The sequence below is a fragment of the Rhodococcus sp. 05-2254-2 genome, from assembly GCF_002259095.1.
In the GTDB taxonomy this organism is placed as follows: domain Bacteria; phylum Actinomycetota; class Actinomycetes; order Mycobacteriales; family Mycobacteriaceae; genus Rhodococcoides.
This window is the reverse complement of the sequence record NZ_NOZJ01000008.1, coordinates 79,271-95,679: the sequence shown is the minus strand read 5'-3', so window position 1 is coordinate 95,679 and position 16,409 is coordinate 79,271. Positions and strand designations below refer to the sequence as shown.

Annotated in this window: 14 protein-coding genes; 10 read left to right on the top strand and 4 right to left on the bottom strand. The window is 65.3% G+C overall.

Annotated elements, in window-relative coordinates:
* Positions 1-68: 68 nt before the first annotated feature.
* Both CH283_RS10505 and CH283_RS10500 read left to right on the top strand, forming a co-directional pair.
* Positions 69-740 carry a TetR/AcrR family transcriptional regulator gene (locus CH283_RS10505; protein ID WP_068050447.1) on the top strand — a complete coding sequence of 224 codons (672 nt, stop codon included), beginning with the start codon at positions 69-71 and terminating at the stop codon, positions 738-740.
* Positions 741-912: 172 nt separating this feature from the next.
* Positions 913-2,157, top strand: coding sequence for a lipase family protein (locus CH283_RS10500; RefSeq protein ID WP_094638958.1), 1,245 nt, complete (start codon positions 913-915; stop codon positions 2,155-2,157).
* A gap of 24 nt (positions 2,158-2,181) precedes the next feature.
* Here CH283_RS10500 and CH283_RS10495 read toward each other — a convergent pair whose 3' ends face one another.
* On the bottom strand, positions 2,182-2,511 hold the full coding sequence (locus CH283_RS10495) for a YnfA family protein (protein ID WP_068050448.1): 330 nt from the start codon (positions 2,509-2,511) through the stop codon (positions 2,182-2,184).
* Positions 2,512-2,612: 101 nt separating this feature from the next.
* Between CH283_RS10495 and phoU the strand changes: the two genes are divergently transcribed.
* The 4 genes from phoU to CH283_RS10480 all read left to right on the top strand — a co-directional run bounded on the left by phoU (position 2,613) and on the right by CH283_RS10480 (position 7,093).
* Positions 2,613-3,266, top strand: coding sequence for a phosphate signaling complex protein PhoU (phoU, locus tag CH283_RS10490; RefSeq protein WP_068050449.1), 654 nt, complete (start codon positions 2,613-2,615; stop codon positions 3,264-3,266).
* A gap of 37 nt (positions 3,267-3,303) precedes the next feature.
* Complete coding sequence (locus CH283_RS10485; protein ID WP_068050450.1) at positions 3,304-4,107, top strand: transglutaminase-like domain-containing protein; 804 nt, start codon at positions 3,304-3,306, stop codon at positions 4,105-4,107.
* A 119-nt stretch (positions 4,108-4,226) separates the two neighbouring features.
* Positions 4,227-4,373 (top strand): hypothetical protein, encoded by a 147-nt coding sequence (locus tag CH283_RS28265; RefSeq protein ID WP_176460212.1) that lies wholly within the window; start codon positions 4,227-4,229, stop codon positions 4,371-4,373.
* Entirely contained in the window at positions 4,358-7,093 is a 2,736-nt protein-coding gene (locus tag CH283_RS10480; RefSeq protein ID WP_094638742.1) for a helix-turn-helix transcriptional regulator, read from the top strand. Before CH283_RS28265 ends, CH283_RS10480 begins: the two co-directional genes overlap by 16 nt.
* A gap of 165 nt (positions 7,094-7,258) precedes the next feature.
* Here the strand turns inward: CH283_RS10480 and CH283_RS28735 are convergent, their stop codons facing one another.
* A complete protein-coding gene (locus CH283_RS28735; protein ID WP_143537511.1) occupies positions 7,259-7,732 on the bottom strand; it encodes a DUF5956 family protein in 474 nt (157 codons plus the stop codon).
* 54 nt (positions 7,733-7,786) lie between these two features.
* Positions 7,787-8,857 carry a hypothetical protein gene (locus tag CH283_RS10470; protein WP_255183171.1) on the bottom strand — a complete coding sequence of 357 codons (1,071 nt, stop codon included), beginning with the start codon at positions 8,855-8,857 and terminating at the stop codon, positions 7,787-7,789.
* Positions 8,858-9,306: 449 nt separating this feature from the next.
* On the opposite strand from CH283_RS10470, the gene CH283_RS10465 reads away from it, so the two are divergent.
* The 3 genes from CH283_RS10465 to CH283_RS10455 are packed head-to-tail and all read left to right on the top strand — an operon-like array spanning position 9,307 to position 14,705.
* On the top strand, positions 9,307-9,882 hold the full coding sequence (locus CH283_RS10465) for an HhH-GPD-type base excision DNA repair protein (protein ID WP_094638957.1): 576 nt from the start codon (positions 9,307-9,309) through the stop codon (positions 9,880-9,882).
* A gap of 51 nt (positions 9,883-9,933) precedes the next feature.
* Positions 9,934-12,327, top strand: a complete 2,394-nt coding sequence (locus tag CH283_RS10460) for a helicase-associated domain-containing protein (protein WP_094638740.1) — start codon at positions 9,934-9,936, stop codon at positions 12,325-12,327.
* Between the two features lie 44 nt (positions 12,328-12,371).
* Positions 12,372-14,705, top strand: a complete 2,334-nt coding sequence (locus tag CH283_RS10455) for a DNA polymerase III subunit gamma and tau (RefSeq protein ID WP_094638956.1) — start codon at positions 12,372-12,374, stop codon at positions 14,703-14,705.
* Between the two features lie 12 nt (positions 14,706-14,717).
* Here CH283_RS10455 and CH283_RS10450 read toward each other — a convergent pair whose 3' ends face one another.
* The gene (locus CH283_RS10450) at positions 14,718-14,954 is read right to left on the bottom strand and encodes a hypothetical protein (protein WP_068050455.1); all 237 of its coding nucleotides are present in this window, start codon (positions 14,952-14,954) and stop codon (positions 14,718-14,720) included.
* A gap of 234 nt (positions 14,955-15,188) precedes the next feature.
* Between CH283_RS10450 and CH283_RS10445 the strand changes: the two genes are divergently transcribed.
* Complete coding sequence (locus CH283_RS10445) at positions 15,189-16,400, top strand: acetyl-CoA C-acetyltransferase (protein ID WP_068050463.1); 1,212 nt, start codon at positions 15,189-15,191, stop codon at positions 16,398-16,400.
* Positions 16,401-16,409: the final 9 nt, after the last annotated feature.

Sequence of the window (16,409 nt, the reverse complement as noted above, 5' to 3'; positions counted from 1 at the left end):
GGTTGTAGAGATAAGGTAGCAGCTAAGTGGAGGTATGTCCTCCGCTTATCGGGTGAAACGGACATCGAATGAGTGTGAGAGCGGACACAACGGCATCGAAGCCACTACGGGCGGATGCTGAACGCAATCGACGTCGCATCGTCGACGCGGCCCGCGAACTGTTCGCCTCACACGGCATCGACATCACGCTCGACGACGTCGCGGCGCACGCCAAGGTGGGCGTCGGCACCGTCTATCGGCGGTTCTCGTGCAAGGAAGAACTGATCGACGGCGTGTTCGAGCAGCGTCTCGAAGACATGCTCGCGACCGCCGAACGGGCGCTCGAAGCCGAGGATCCGTGGGACGGGTTGGTGCAGTTCCTCGGCGATGTGTGCGCGGGAATGGCACTCGATCGCGGTCTCGGAGACGTCGTACTCGGATCCGATCAGGGCTGCCGAGGGATCGCTCAGGTTCGCTCGCGCATCGATCCGTTCTTCGAGAAGATCGTCGAACGAGCACTGGCATCCGGTCAGCTGCGGCCCGACGTCGCCGTCAACGACTTCTATCCGGTGCTCGGCATGATCGGCGCGAGCGTCGAATTCTCCAGCACCGTCGACGCGTCGAACTGGCGACGCTATTTCACCGTGTTGCTCGACGGTCTGCGCGGCGACGGCGTTCCAAGGTCGACGCTGCCGGGGCGGCCCTTCACCAGCGACGAGGTCGATGCGGCCAAGACAGCGATGCATCGTCGTCGACGCTGATCGTGAGGACACCGAACTAGCCCTATGCGTTGTGTGACGCATCACGTAAGGTGCGTCACGATAAGTGCTACACGGGGTAGCGCTCACTTGAAGTCAAGTGATCGACGTTGGGGGTTATCAGGTGCGTTGCAAGCGCGTGTTCGGGTCGGCTGTTGCGGTAGCAGCAGTATTCATGGGGGTGACGGCACCCGCGGTGTCAGCGGCACCCTCGACGGGATCGACCGTCGAATCCGATTTCTACATTCCACCGAGCCCGCTCCCCGCAGGCTCCCCGGGTGACGTGATCCGGTCCGAGCCCTCGCATCTCGCGCTGTCGGTTCCCGGGATCGGTGGCCCGCTGCCCGGTGCTGCAACCCGAATCATGTACCGCAGCAACGATTCCAACGGCGAGGCCAATGCCGTCACGGGAACCTACATCGATCCCGCCGCGGCGTGGACCGGGCCCGGCCCGCGTCCGCTCGTCGTCCTCGCCCCGGGAACTCAGGGTCAGGGCGATCAGTGCGCGCCGTCGAAGATGCTCAACAACGTCATCACTTACACCCCGCCGCTCGGCTTCATGGTCGAGTACGAGGTGCTCGCGGCATATTCGCTGCTCTCGCAGGGCTACGGCGTGGTCATCACCGACTACGAGGGCCTCGGTACTCCGGGTGCGCACACGTACGTCAACCGCGCCTCGGAAGCTCACGCAGTGCTCGACGCGGCCCGCGCCGCACAGAACCTGCAGGGCACCAAGATCTCCGCCGACGGCCCGGTGGCCGCGTACGGCTACTCGCAGGGCGGCGGAGCAGCCGCTGCTGCAGCGGAACTCGCCGATGAGTACGCACCCGAGATGAACCTCGTCGGCACCTACGCCGGCGCACCTCCCGCGGATCTGAAGGCGACCCTCGAGCAGGTCGACGGCACCATTCTCACCGGAGTCATCGGATACACCCTCAACGGTCTGCTCAACTCCGACCCCGGTCTGCAGCCCATCATCGACGAGAACATCAACGACGCGGGCAAGGCCATGCTGAACCTGGTCGCGAATCAGTGTGTGGGAGAGACAATTCTGAACGTCGGGCTGCACCGCACCAACGAGTACACCAAGACCGGTGAGCCGCTCTCGGTGGTGCTGGACAGGCTGCCCGTCGCTCAGGAGATCCTGGCCAAGAACAAGATCGGTGAGCGGACGCCGAATGCTCCGGTGCTGATTCAGTCCGGTACGTCCGACGACATCGTTCCCCACGGACAGGCCGTCGGACTGGCCGGTGACTGGTGCGGCAAGGGTGCCACCGTGCAGCTGAGCGCCGCGCAGGTTCCGGCCATCGTGCCGGGTTCGGGTGCCGGACACCTGATTCCGGATATCCTCGGCCTCGGCGAGGCGCAGAACTGGATCAAGGACCGGTTCTACGGGGTGCCCGCGCCGTCCAACTGCTGATCTTCTCGGTACGGCCCGCGTGAGTCAGCGCGGGCCGTACATGATCACCGCGACGCCGATCAGTGCGATCGACGCTCCGGTGATGTCCCACCGATCAGGTCGGAAACCGTCGACCACCATTGCCCAGAGCAACGATCCCGCGACGAACACCCCGCCGTACGCCGCCAGAATCCGACCGAAGTTCGCGTCGGGTTGCAGCGTCGCCACGAAGCCGTAGGCACCGAGAGCGATCACCCCGGCTCCGGCCCACAGCCATCCGCGATGCTCTCGAATCCCTTGCCACACCAACCATGCTCCGCCGATCTCGAACAGAGCGGCGACGCCGAACAGCACTATCGACTTCAACACAGTCATGGCGTTCAGCGTCGCACAGCGCCATGGGAGGTGTAGAAACAAGTGTTCGGGGGTAAGGCCTACAGGCCCAGCAGGGCCGAACGGTAGGGGTTGAGTACTTCATGCGGGACAGTTACGCCGAGACATTGGATTCGCTGGCGTCGAATTTGTCCGAAATGTCGCGAATTGCCGAGAAGGCGATGGCGGACGCGACTCGATCGTTGTTGACGGCGGACATCGTTCTCGCCGAGCAGACGATCGAATACCGCGAAGAGATCGACATGCTGGCAGTCGAATGGGAGCACGGAGCCTTCGGCTTCCTGGCCCTGCAGGCCCCCGTTGCCCACGATCTACGACGCGTCGTCTCGGGCATCAACATCGTCGCCGATCTGCAACGCATGGGTGGCCTGGCCGTACACATCGCCGAACTGGTTCGCCGTCGCCACCCCGCGCACGTACTGCCGCCCGAGGTCGAGGGCGTGTTCGAGCAGATGGGTCGCGTTGCCGTCGCGCAGGCAGAGTCCACGCAACGCGTCCTGGAGACCCGTGATGCCGAACTCGCCGCCGACCTGCGAATTCAGGATCAGGAGATGGACGCGCTGCACCGCAGCCTGTTCATGTTGACCTCCGCACCCGACTGGCCGCACGGCGTGCCTGCCGCAGTGGACATCACGCTGCTCGGGCGCTTCTACGAGCGATACTCCGACCACACCGTCGAGGTCGCCAAACGAGTCATCTTCCTGGTGACCGGCGATCGCCCCACCGACGAGTCATAGCCTGCGCGAACGGCTCGAAGATGGCAGGATCGGCACGATGAAACGTGATGTCTCTGCGTACCTCGATGTCGACGTGACCGAGGCCAGCACCCTCGAGTTCCAGATCGCAATTGCACCGCATCCAGGAACCGATGTGTGGGAAGCACTCTCGTTCACACTCGACGGTCAGCCGATCGAGGCGCAGGAGATCAGCGGTGCTCACGGCACCCGCATCCACAAGATTCACGCCGGCGTCGGCAAGCTCGAGGCGTCGTACTCGGCGACCATCTACGGCAACACCGAGCCCGCTCCGGTCTCCGACTACGACCTCTCGCTGTACCTGCGGCCCAGCCGCTACGCCGAAGCCGACAAGTTCTTCGGCTTCGCGGCAACGGAATTCGGCTCGTACCCGCCGTCGGAGAAATTGCTTGCCGAGGTGTCCTCGTGGGTCGGCGCGCGGCTGAGCTACGTACCGGGCAGCAGCGACCCCATCGACGGCGCAGTCGACACCCTCCTCGCCGGTGCCGGCGTCTGCCGCGATTACACCCACCTCGTGGTGGCGCTGCTGCGCGCCGTCAACGTCCCTGCTCGCCTGGTCGCGGTGTACGCGCCGGGTTGCGATCCGATGGACTTCCACGCGGTCGCCGAAGCATTCGTCGAAGGCCAGTGGCGAGTGGTGGACGCGACCTGCCTCGCCCCGCGATCGACCCTGGTGCGCATCGCCACCGGACGCGACGCATCCGACACCGCCTTCCTCGACAACCACGGCGGATCGATCATCCTCAACAGCGCCGTCGTGGGAGCCGTCGTCGACGGACCGCTGCCCTTCGACGACATCACTCAACTGGTGTCGATCACCTGACATGTCTCGTGTGAGGTAACCGCGTCGGCTGTTCCCTAGGGCTCTCTCGCACGAGGGTTCGCCCGAAGATAGGGAACTCGCCTGATGTGTGGACGGTGCGGCGGAGCCAGAGTGGGTCCATGTACTCCACCTACGAAGTTCTGGCCGATCACGAACGCCGTGTTGCGGATTCGCTGCGAGCGTACGACCGTCGGGTGCGCAGGCGTGCACAGAACGACGGCCGGCCACGAGCGCGGCGTAGTTTGTTGGCGTGGCTCGCACTCTGATCGGACGGGACGCCGAACTTGCAGCGCTCGAACAGGTCGTCGCGGACGCTGCCAGAGGCGTACCTGCCGCGGCCGTCGTGTCCGGCGACGCCGGTGTAGGCAAAACGCGACTGCTGGCAGAATTGCGGCGCAATGCGGAAGCACGCGCAACTCGGGTACTGGTCGGGCGGTGCTTGGACCTCGGTGAGGTCGGCATTCCGTATCTCGCGTTCACCGAATTGTTCGGTCCACTCCCGCACACCACACGGACCGAGCTGTTCGATGCTGCCCTGGTTGCGCTGGCTGCAGCCGGGGCCGACCGCCCGGCGGTCCTCATCGTCGAGGATGCGCACTGGGCGGACACCTCCACCCGTGAGCTCATGACATTTCTGCTGTCGAGACTCGCGAAAACTCGTGTTGCACTGCTGATCTCGTATCGTAGTGATGATCTGCATCGCAAACACCCACTCCGACAGTCGCTCTCCGAGTGGACACGTCTGAGCTACGTCCGTCGAGTCGACCTGCCGGCTCTCGATGCCGAATCGTCGTACCGCCTCCTCGACTCGCTCCCCGCGGCAACGGATGTGGCATCCCGGGACGTCATCGTGGAGCGATCGGGTGGCAATCCGTTTTTCATCGAGGAACTCGTATCTGCCGGCCAGCGTCCGGGATCGTCGATTCCGCCCGGCCTTGCCGAGCTACTGCTGGTCCGGCTCGACGCCTTGTCGCCCACGGCGAAGTCGGTAGCCGAAACGATGGCGGTGGGTGGCCCCCGCGTCGCGCACGAGGTTTTGGCAGAGGTGACCGGTCTGGACGAGGACCGACTCGAAGACGTGATCCGCGAGATCGTCGACGCCCGGCTCGTGGAGACCGCCGACTTCTACTACGTCTTTCGGCACGCGCTCCTGGCCGAGGCCATCTACGACGACGTCCTGCCCGGCCGTCGTGCGAGGTTGCACGCTTCTTTCGTCGACACGCTCACCGAACACCGGCATCGTGGCGCTGCCGCGGACCTGGCTCGACACGCAGGATTGGCCCACGATCTGCCGAAGGCGTTCAGAGCCCACGTCGATGCGGGCCGCGAGGCGATGACGCTGGCGGCACCTGCTGAAGCCATGGCTCACCTCGCCGCCGCACTGGAAATGCGACAGCCGCAATGGGAGCCGACGGAAACGGCACTGGTGTTGGAGTACGCGGTGGCGTCGACGACAGCAGGGCAAGACCTGCGGGCGCTCTCTGTGGTCCGTGCCGAACTGGAACGGGGTGGGGATGCGTTGTCGATCCCCGATCGACTCGACTTGTTGCACGCAGAGGCGACTTCGGCTCTGGCGATCGAACGTGAGGATTCGGCCCTGGTGGCCGTCGAGCAAGCGTTGATCATCGCGGACGCGGAGGAATTCGCCCCATGGAGGGTGCACTTGACCGCTCTCGGTGCCCGGATAACCGATTCGTTGGGCAGGGAAGATCAGTCGCTCGCCTGGGCCGAGGAGTCTGTGCGTATCGCAGAGTCCCTCGGCGATCCGGGGCGGTCGGCAGATGCGCGAATTACGCTGGCACGCTTGCACGGACGCCATAATGACCCCGCGGCGTCGCGCAGGCTCCTCGTTCGTACCGCCGCACTCGCGCGAGAAAGCGGTGACATCGGGGATCTACTGCGCAGCAAGTTCAATCTCGGAATGGTCGAATTCGACGACGGCAATTTCCTGTCGGCCCAGGAATCGTTCGAGGAGGCAGTCGAGATCGCTCGTTCCACGGGCCGCCAATGGACGCCCTACGGAGTCGGGGCGCGGGTCCAGCTTGCGAACGTGCGGTACTACTCGGGTGATTGGACACTGGCCCTTGCCGACTTGGCTCGGATCGAATCGGCCGCACCACCTTTGGGTTCGGCCGAGCAGCTGTGCGCAGGATTTCAGATTCGAGCCGCGATCGGGGACGAGGAGCTCGCGGCCGACATCGAACGCGTGCGCCCCTACGAGTCTCAGGATGGCTTCATCACGATTCTGAGGAGCGCAGCTGTTGCCTATACCGCGTTGTGCAACGGGCGGTTCAGCGAAGTGATCACCTGCATAGAAGACGCTGTCGCCACCGTGGGTGCGCAATGGCACAACCCATGGTTCGGCGGGCGCATCAGACTGTCGGTGCTGGGGATGGAAGCGGCGCGCCGCGGGTCTGCCGTCATCGGTGCGCAGGCCGCATTGGACATCGGATCACGCCTGCACTCCGAGATCGAACGCACAGCGAGTTCCAGCCCGTCCTACGGCTGGGAGTCGACCGCCTGGATGCGGCGAGGCGAGGCCGAGTTGGGTCACCTGCGGCTCAATTGCGGATACGGGGACGCCGCCTCCGTAGTGGCGGCATGGCGTGCGGCCGTGGACGCGTTCGCAATTCAGCCGTTCGAGCGCGCCCGGGCGCTGCAGTCGCTCTCCGAAGCCCTCGAGGCGGCGGGTGACCGGTCGGCATCCGCACACGCGGCCGACGAGGCCATCGCGATCTACGACCGACTCGGGGCCACCGTGCGACTCGGCGATACGCGTCGCCCCGCAGGCGCGGACCTGCTGACTCGACGCGAGTGGGACGTTCTGGAACTGCTCGGCGAGGGATGCACCAACAAGCAGATCGCCGAGCGACTCGTGATCAGCGTCAAGACCGTCAGCGTGCACGTGTCGAATGTGCTGACCAAACTCGGAGCCCAGAACCGCACGGAGGCAGCGCGATTCGCGAAAGGGAAGTCGAGTGAATAGGGCGGGGCGGCGGGGCTCCGGGCTGCGAGAACGAATCGGTTTGAGCAACGCTCGTCGGCGTGGGCACGTGGCCGGTGTGGTGTAACGGGCAGATTCGCACGCGCCCGACGAACGAATCGATGCTCTTTTCGGGGTCGTCTACGCGAGGCGTCGAACCGACACTCTCTATTTCGGCGGATGTGAGTGGAGCAAGGCGTTGTACAGCCGCACTATCGCCTTGCGTACTTCGGCAGGATCGATGTAGAGGTTTTTCTCTTTCAACGCGTCCTCGAGCGCCTTGCCATCGGAAATGTTGTCGGGCACCAGGACGTGCCACTTGTATCCGCGTGGGCGCGGGCGGATGCCGGCCTCCGCGAGATACGAATTGATGTCGTCGTTTTCTTGCTGTAAATCGGCTTCGGTGAAGGGTTCGTACCAGACTTCCTCGGGCACCTTGCCAGGGTGGCCGCGTGTCACTCTTACCGGCCCGTGCGCGGTCGCGGGATGCATTGTTCGATAACATCTTCGAGGTCCTGCGATCCATGCCGTAAGTGCACCGTGCCCGTTGGGTATCACGCTGACGTACCGACCCGCCGGCAGCACGTCAGGAATCTCGTCCTCAGCGGCGGACGACGGAAAGTCACCCCAGTACTGCGCCATGTTGTACCTCTCTGCGGGTCGCCCGAAATCTACTATCAATGATCGACCCGTTGGTTACGGGTTCGGCGATCTTTTCGGAACGAAATGCGGGGAGTCGACCGTGATAGAGGCAACGACGTCGGCATTGGCAGGGTCGGCAAATGCATCCGGTGTTGTCGATCGCACGGTGCGCGTCGCTGACTCGGCTGTCAGGTCGATCTTCGACGCCGTACCGTCGGAGTCGATGCGGCGCAACATAGTTGTGCGGTCGACGCACCACCGCGTGCCGTCGACCGCCGTAGCGCGGTCTGCTCGAACAAACCGGATGTCGTCGGGTCCGTCGACGGGAGTGAGGCGTCGGGTAACTCTGTTCAACAATCGAACTCGCTGCTCGTCCGGGTAAGTTCTGATCACTCCATGGCGTCGGTTGCTGTTCATCGACGACCGTGTCCTACCCAGGAGATACAGCTGTCCCTCGTGGACTGTGGTGGTCCAGCTGCCTTCTGTGGTGTATCGCTCGATGTTCAGCTCACCCTCGGGAGAAATGGTGCACAGGTGGATATCGTGCTCGGAGGTGATCCAGAAGCCGTCGTCGATCGCGTGTATCCGACGCGACCAGCGGTCGACCGAAGGTTCGATGGTCAGCGGCAGCAGGTAGCGAGTGACGACCGGAACTGCGCCCGCCGTATCGACCTGCAGAAGAACCGGGTCCGACGAGTGCATGACCCAGATCGAATTTCCCCTGATCGTCACAGCTCCAGCTACGAACGGTCTGAGCGAAGAGGGGTTGTCGTCGAGATCGATGTCGATCAGTACACCCGACGCAACGAAGCCGCCGTCTTCGGTGTCCTTGGACGGCCACCATTCGTGTGCGACGGGAATGGCATCGATCTCAGTGAGCTGGTTGGTTCCATCGATGGTGGTCCAGCCGTTTTCTGTCGGTCGAACTTGTTGGTCGACGAGATGCATCGAGCGGATGCGACCGTGGACGCGGGGTGGCGCGTCCACGCCGAAGTCGGTGAGCATCGCGTTGAACGTTCCGGTCAGAGTGACCTCGCCATCGGTGGGCTCGTCGGTCCACCACTGGGCGCTCCAGCCGTCGCCGTAGACGAAATGAAGCCAGAGTAGACGCCCATCGCGGTGCATGCTGGGTGCTCGGCCGTAGGCGGGTCTGGCTATGGCAGTGCGTGTTTCGTCGCACGGGCTAGGTGCATCCGCTAGCGAGTAGTGCTCGAGGGCGACGTCCGCGAGATCACCGACCGATGCGCGGGAAAAGATCCATCCTGAATGACCCACCCTGCAACAAACACTCGAAGGGTGCGTGGAGACGAAGCGTTCATGCATTCCCCGACGCAGTAGGGGAGTCCGCACGACGAGGCGTGGCGGGCGTCGGGTCACCGTGTTCTGAACACTACATGCGTTGGTGGAAACGAAGTATCCACTCGAAAGGCTGCGGTTGTTGCTACGCGTACTTTCTCCCCGTCTGGCACGGAGTGAAGTCGGCACCGAATGCGTCGAACAGTGTCCGTCCCACTGCACCATTTCCCGAGTCCAGATCGTCATCCATGGTGGAGGTGCATGGCAAGATCGAGGCCATGTCTCGCACACTGCACCTCGTCGGCGATCCTGAGGCCGATGCACTGCTCGCCGAGGATCCGTTCGCACTGCTGATCGGCATGCTGCTCGACCAGCAGGTACCGATGGAATCGGCGTTCGCAGGACCGAAGAAGCTCGTCGATCGTCTCGGCGACCTGAACGTCGACACCGTCGCCGACACCGATCCCGACGAGTTCGCTGCCCTGTGCGCGCAGACCCCGGCCGTCCACCGGTTCCCGGGTTCGATGGCCAAGCGCATCCAGGGACTCGCGGCATTCCTGGTCGAGAACTACGACGGCAAGCCGCAGGAGATCTGGACTCGGGACGATCCCGACGGTGCCGAAGTACTGAAGCGTCTCAAGGCCCTCCCCGGCTACGGCGATCAGAAGGCCCGCATCTTCCTCGCTCTGCTCGGCAAGCAGATGGGCGTCACGCCCGACGGTTGGCGCAAGGCCGCCGGAGCGTACGGAGACGACGGTGCGCGTCGATCCATCGCCGACGTGGTGGACGAGAAATCGCTGCTCGAGGTACGTGAATTCAAGAAGGCAGCGAAAGCCGCAGCCAAGAACAAATAAGTCTGTCGGTGCCCGTCGATACAGTGGCCAGAACTTTCACCGGGGGGCGGAATGACCGACAGTATCGAGACCTACGAGGGCTGGCTGGCGACTCTCGACGAGGACGCACTGACCGATCTGCTGCACCGTCGGCCGGACGTGGCGACCGACCCGCCACCGCGCTCGTTCGGCTTGCTCGCGCAGTTGCTCGGTGCACCGTCTCGGGTGTCGATGCTGCCGCGTCGACTCGACAGCGGCGCGCTCGCTCTCCTCGAATTGTTCGCGCTCATGGGAGATCTGAGCCGCGCCGAGATCGGGCACTGGGCGAGTGAGGGCCCGATCAACGAGACGCCGCACATCGATGCCGCTCTCGCCACACTGACGGCCTACGGGTTGATCTGGCCGCACTCCTCACCCGGCGCAGGCACCGTCGAATACTCACCCATCGATCTGTCCGGGGTGTTCTCGCATCCGTTCGGACTTGCCCGCAGGCAACGAAAGCTGTTCCTGCACTGCGCCGTCGAGCAGGATCGGTCGGCCGTGCTGTCGATTCTCGGAATCGACCCGGCGCTCGAGCGAGGGGCGCGCGCCGACGCCGTTGCAGCCGCGATGACGCCCGAGCGCATCCGTGAACTGTTCGACGGTGGGCCGGAGGAGATGCGAGCGATGTTGTCTCGCTTCGTCGATGGCAAGCCGGTGTCACTGATCTTCGACATTCCGTCGAGCGCGGGGACCCCTGCCTTCGAGCGGGGATTGTTGTATCGACTCGACGGGCACCGCGTCGAGATGCCGCTGGAGGTGAGCATCGCCCTGCGCGGGGTCGGGTGGCGTCTGCCCATCGAAGTCACGCCGCCGACCTTCGAGACCCGCGCGCTCTCGCACGACGACGTGCGGCGCACTCGTTCCATCGCACTGCTGCAGTTCTGCGAACACACGCAGGCATTGCTGACGGCCATCGACGCCGACGGCCTGACGACGATGAAGACCGGCGGCGTCAGTGCCAAGGAACTTCGGTCGCTGACGAGCAGGTTGGGATTCGCCGACGAACACGACACCGCGTTGATGTTGATGCTGGCACGCGAAGCCGGGCTGCTGGCCGAACGCGGAAAGACCGGCGTCGCGTTGACCTCGGCCTACGAGACATGGTCGACGAGTGCCCGAGCCGAACAGGCGGCGACGCTGGTGACCGCGTGGTGGAGTTCGCCCATCACTCCCACCCACCGCGTGCCCCGTGCGTCGCAGAAGACCGTTCCCGTGCTCAAGAAGATGCTCGACGACCCCGCGGCAGCGGACCTGCGCGCGACGGCGCTGACAGCTCTGCTCCGATACGAGGACGTCGACTCGCCGGTGACGGTTCTGCAGGATGCCGAGGAGTTCGCCCGGTACCTGGACTGGCACATCCCGGTCGTCCCGACGGGCGCCGGGCCCGGCCACGTGCACGCGCTGTGGTTGGAGGCGAGTCGGCTCGGGATACTGGCCGACGGTGCGCCGACCGATCTGTGCCGCACCCTCACCGAGTTCCCCGCGGGTCGAGACGGTGACCCGAGCGAAATCCGTGCGGCTCTGGCCGCACAGTTGCAGGACATGGCCGAGTGGGTTCCGTTCTCCGTTCGGCTGTTGCCCGATTCCACGGCGGTGGTGACCGGACCACCCAGTACCGAGGTGGCGTCGATTCTCGGCGCGGCCGCGCAGCCCGAGTCGAGGGACGTCGCATCGGTCTGGCGGTTCACCCCCGCGACCATCCGAGGGTTCTTCGACACCGGTGGCACCGGCGACGAGTTGATCGATGCGTTGACCGCGATGGCCGACACCGACGTACCCCAGGCTCTGAGCTACACGATCCGGGACTGCTGGCGTACCTACGGCGCCCTGGCCGTGCGCAGAATTCCCTGCGCCATCCTCTCCGAGGACGTCGTCCTGCTGACGAACATCGAGACCGACGAGTCCCTGGCAGTGCTGCAGTTCCAGCGCCTCGCTCCCACCGTTCTGGTCAGTTCGGCCACGCCGATCGACACCATCGCAGTGCTCCGCAGGCACGGATACTCCCCGGTGCGGCACTCCGACACCGGGCAACTCCAACTCGACAGCGCACCCCGGATCCGCGCGGGGGACACCCGGCCGACGCATCGTGCCGTCCACCAGGCACGGCACCGACGCGAACCACGCGAGCTCGCGCGGCTCCTGCTGGCCGGCAGCAGCGGAACCGTCGACGAGGCACGAGTGCGGTCTGCGCTGGATTCGCACAGCCGACTGCTGCCGCGAGAGCTGGATCTGTTGACCGACGCCGCAGCGCGCGGCACACCCGTCACGATCGACTATCAGAACTCCAGGGGAGCCATCGTGCGGCATGCGATCTCGGATGCGTTGCAGGACGGCCATTGGCTGTACGCGCTGTCGGAATCGACCGGAAGCCGCGAGAGCTTCGCCGTCATGAACATCAGAGCGGTATCCGCCGCCGCACAATGACCGGCGATGCAACTGTGTCCGTGGTCGCCGGTACCCTTTCGGGCGTGGCCCTCTACCGGAAGTACCGTCCTGCGACGTTCGCCGAGGTCGTCGGTCAGGAGCACGTCACCGAGCCGATCAGCGTGGCGTTGGACAGCAACAGAATCAACCACGCCTACCTCTTCTCCGGGCCGCGCGGCTGCGGAAAGACTTCCTCGGCGCGGATCCTCGCCCGATCGCTGAACTGCGCCGAAGGTCCCACGTCGACGCCCTGCGGCGTGTGCAACTCCTGCGTCGCCCTCGCCCCCGGCGGACCCGGCAACTTCGACGTCGTCGAGATGGACGCGGCCAGCCACGGTGGCGTCGACGATGCCCGTGATCTGCGAGACAAGGCCGTGTACGCCCCGGCCGAATCGCGCTACGTCATCTTCATCATCGACGAGGCACACATGGTGACCCCGGCGGGCTTCAACGCGTTGCTCAAGGTCGTCGAGGAACCGCCCGAGCACCTCGTCTTCATCTTCGCGACCACCGAACCCGAGAAGGTTCTCCCCACCATCCGCTCGCGTACCCACCACTACCCGTTCCGGCTGCTCGCGCCGTCGACGATGCGCGTTCTGCTGGAAAAGATCTGCGGTCAGGAACAGGTCCCGGTCGAAGACGCGGTCTACCCGTTGGTCATCCGCGCCGGCGGCGGCTCGCCCCGTGACTCGCTCAGCGTCATGGATCAGCTCCTCGCCGGAGCCGGGCCGGAAGGCGTCACGTACCCGCGAGCACTGTCGCTGCTCGGCGTCACCGACGTCGCGCTCATCGACGAGGCGGTCGACGCATTGGCTGCGGGCGACGGCGGCGCACTGTTCGGCACCGTCGACAAGGTGATGGACGCCGGCCACGACCCACGCCGGTTCGCCATCGACCTCCTCGATCGCATGCGAGACCTGATCCTGATGAAGGCCGTGCCCGACGCCGGAGAACGCGGTCTGGTCGACGTGCCGGGCGACGTACTCGAGCGACTGCGTGACGAGGCCGATCTGCTCGGCTCGGCGACGCTGACTCGCTACGCCGAGATCGTGCACTCGGGACTCGGCGAGATGCGCGGTGCCACCGCCCCGCGTCTGCTGCTCGAAGTGATGTGCGCCCGCATGCTGCTGCCCTCGGCCTCCGACGCGGAATCGGCGGTGCTGCAGCGACTCGAACGCGTCGAACGTCGCTTGGACGTCACCCTTCCGGCGGGGGAGCAGGCAGCCGTCGCCCAGGCAGTTGCGGATCCGACGCGACCGCAACTGCAGCCCACCGAGGAGCCCGCCCCCTCGGGTCCGGCACCGGTGAGCAAATTCCAGCGACCGTCACAGCGCCCCCCGGCCGCAGAGGCAACAGCGCCCGCATCGGCACCGGCTCCGGTGGCGGCCGCACCCGCTGTCTCAGTCCCGGTGCCGACACCTGAGCCGGCACCGACGCCCGAGCCCGAGCCGGTTCCGACACCCGCACCAACACCGGAGCCCGAGCCGACACCTGAGCCAGCTCCGGCACCCGAGCCCGCACCAACACCCGAGCCCACACCAACACCCGAGCCTGCGCCGGCGTCAGTATCCGAGCCCGAGTCCGTCCCGGAATCCGTTCCCGTGCAACAGGATTCGGCCCCGGTTGCCCCGGCTGCGCCGACCGCCCCGACGTCACACGAGGACTTTCCGCCGGAGCCCGAGGACGATTACGGTCCCGAACCTGATCCCGTGTTCGAGTCGGAACCGGAACCCGTGGCGGCCCCTGCCTCCGCGTCGAACGAACCCGACGCAGCTGCGGTTCGAGCGGTGTGGTCCGAGGTGCGTACGAAAGTGCGGGAGCGGAGCCGGACCGTCGAGGTGATGCTGTCCGGAGCCTCGGTGCGCGTGGTCGAGAACGGCACCATCACGCTCGGGCACGACTCGGCACCGTTGGCCAAGCGTCTGGAGGAACCCCGCAACGCCGACGTCATTCGCGACGCTCTGCGTGACGTGTTCGGCGTCGAATGGTCGGTGGTATGTCTGGTCGGTGCCGCGGCACCACCGGAACAGTCATCAGCAAAAAAAGATGAACCGGCAGCGAAACCCGCGTCGCTGCCGAAGTTCTCGAGGCCGAGCCAGGCAGGGGCTCCCCGTCCCACGTCGGACGGGTTCGGATCAGCGGGCGACGGATCCTCGGCCGGCATCGGGGCGGACGACATTCCGATGCCGGAAGCCCCGGACTATCCGGACGAGCCCGAGCCGGTAGGGCCACCGCCGCCGGAGACCCCGGAGGACGAGGAAGAGTTGCTCAAGGCTGCCGCCGAGCCTGCCGATCCCACGGTTCGCCGGGACCCGGAGACAGTCGCGATGGAGCTGCTGGTGAGCGAACTGGGAGCGGTACCGCTCAAAGAGATCTGATCGACGGGTGACTCAGCCGACGGTGAGATCCTCGTTGTCGGCGAACACCAGGCGGCCACTGTCGAGTGCCACTGCCCAACGCCGTGCCACCGCCCATTCCCTCGACGTGGTGTCGGGGGTCTGCACGCCGAAATCCTCGACGATGGCTCCGGTCTCGTACGCGTCCTGACCGGACTCGTCGTCGGTGCCGGTGGTGTGAATGCGTACTTTGACGCGGGCGCCCACGGTCAGTTCGTTGTCGGTTTCCATGGAGGGTCTTCTTCCGCGCTCGGTAGATCTGATCTATCCGAGTGTCCCATGCCGACTTCGTTCAAACCTGAACTTCCGCGCCGGTCATGGAGAACGCTCGTTTCGGTCCTTATGTCGGATCGACCCGCGGCCCTACTGTGAAGTGAGCTGAGGTCTGTTGTGGCCTCGCATCGACGCGGTCGGCCAGCACGGCGACGGCGACGCCGATCGAGAATGTGGAAGGAACTGCGCGCTGTGACTACAGAGGCATTCATTTATGAAGCCATCAGGACTCCCCGAGGCAAAGGAAAGAACGGCTCCCTGCACTCGGTGAAGCCGATTTCCCTGGTGACCGGCCTGATCGACGAGCTTCGTCGACGTTTCCCCGACATGGACGAGAACCGGATCTCCGACCTCATCCTCGGAGTGGTCTCGCCCGTCGGAGACCAGGGTGCCGACATCGCCCGCACTGCCGTGCTCGCTGCGAAGATGCCCGACACTGTCGGCGGCTTCCAGCTCAACCGTTTCTGCGCGTCCGGCCTCGAGGCCGTCAACCTGGCCGCGCAGAAGGTGCGTTCGGGTTGGGACGAGCTCGTCGTCGCCGGTGGCGTCGAGTCGATGTCGCGTGTGCCGATGGGCAGTGACGGCGGCGCGTGGGCCATGGACCCCGCCACCAACTACGACACCTACTTCGCCCCGCAGGGCATCGGTGCCGACCTCATCGCCACCATCGAGGGCTTCACCCGTGAAGACGTCGACGCCTACGCCGCGCAGTCGCAGGAGCGAGCCGCAGCAGCGTGGTCCGGTGGATACTTCGCCAAGTCCGTCGTGCCGGTCACCGACCAGAACGGTCTGCTGATCCTCGATCAGGACGAGCACATGCGTCCGGGCAGCACCGTCGAATCGCTCGGCAAGCTGAACCCGGCATTCACCGGTATCGCCGCCATGGGCGGATTCGACGACGTCGCACTGCAGAAGTATCACTGGATCGAGAAGATCGATCACGTCCACACCGGCGGTAACAGCTCCGGCATCGTCGACGGCGCAGCACTCGTCCTCGTCGGCAGCGAGCAGGCCGGCAAGGATCTGAACATGGTTCCGCGGGCGCGCATCGTCGCGACGGCCACCAGCGGTGCCGACACGACCATCATGCTGACCGGGCCGACCCCGGCGTCGAAGAAGGTTCTCGCCACCGCGGGGCTGACCGTCGACGACATCGATCTCTTCGAGCTCAACGAGGCGTTCGCGTCCGTCGTGCTGCGGTTCCAGAAGGATCTGAAGATCCCGAACGAGAAGCTCAACGTCAACGGCGGAGCCATCGCTATGGGCCACCCCCTGGGCGCTACCGGCGCGATGATCACCGGCACCGTGCTCGACGAGCTCGAGCGCCGCGGCGGTCGCTACGCGTTGATCACCCTGTGCATCGGCGGCGGCATGGGCGTTGCCACCATCATCGAGCGAGTCTGAGGTAAAGGC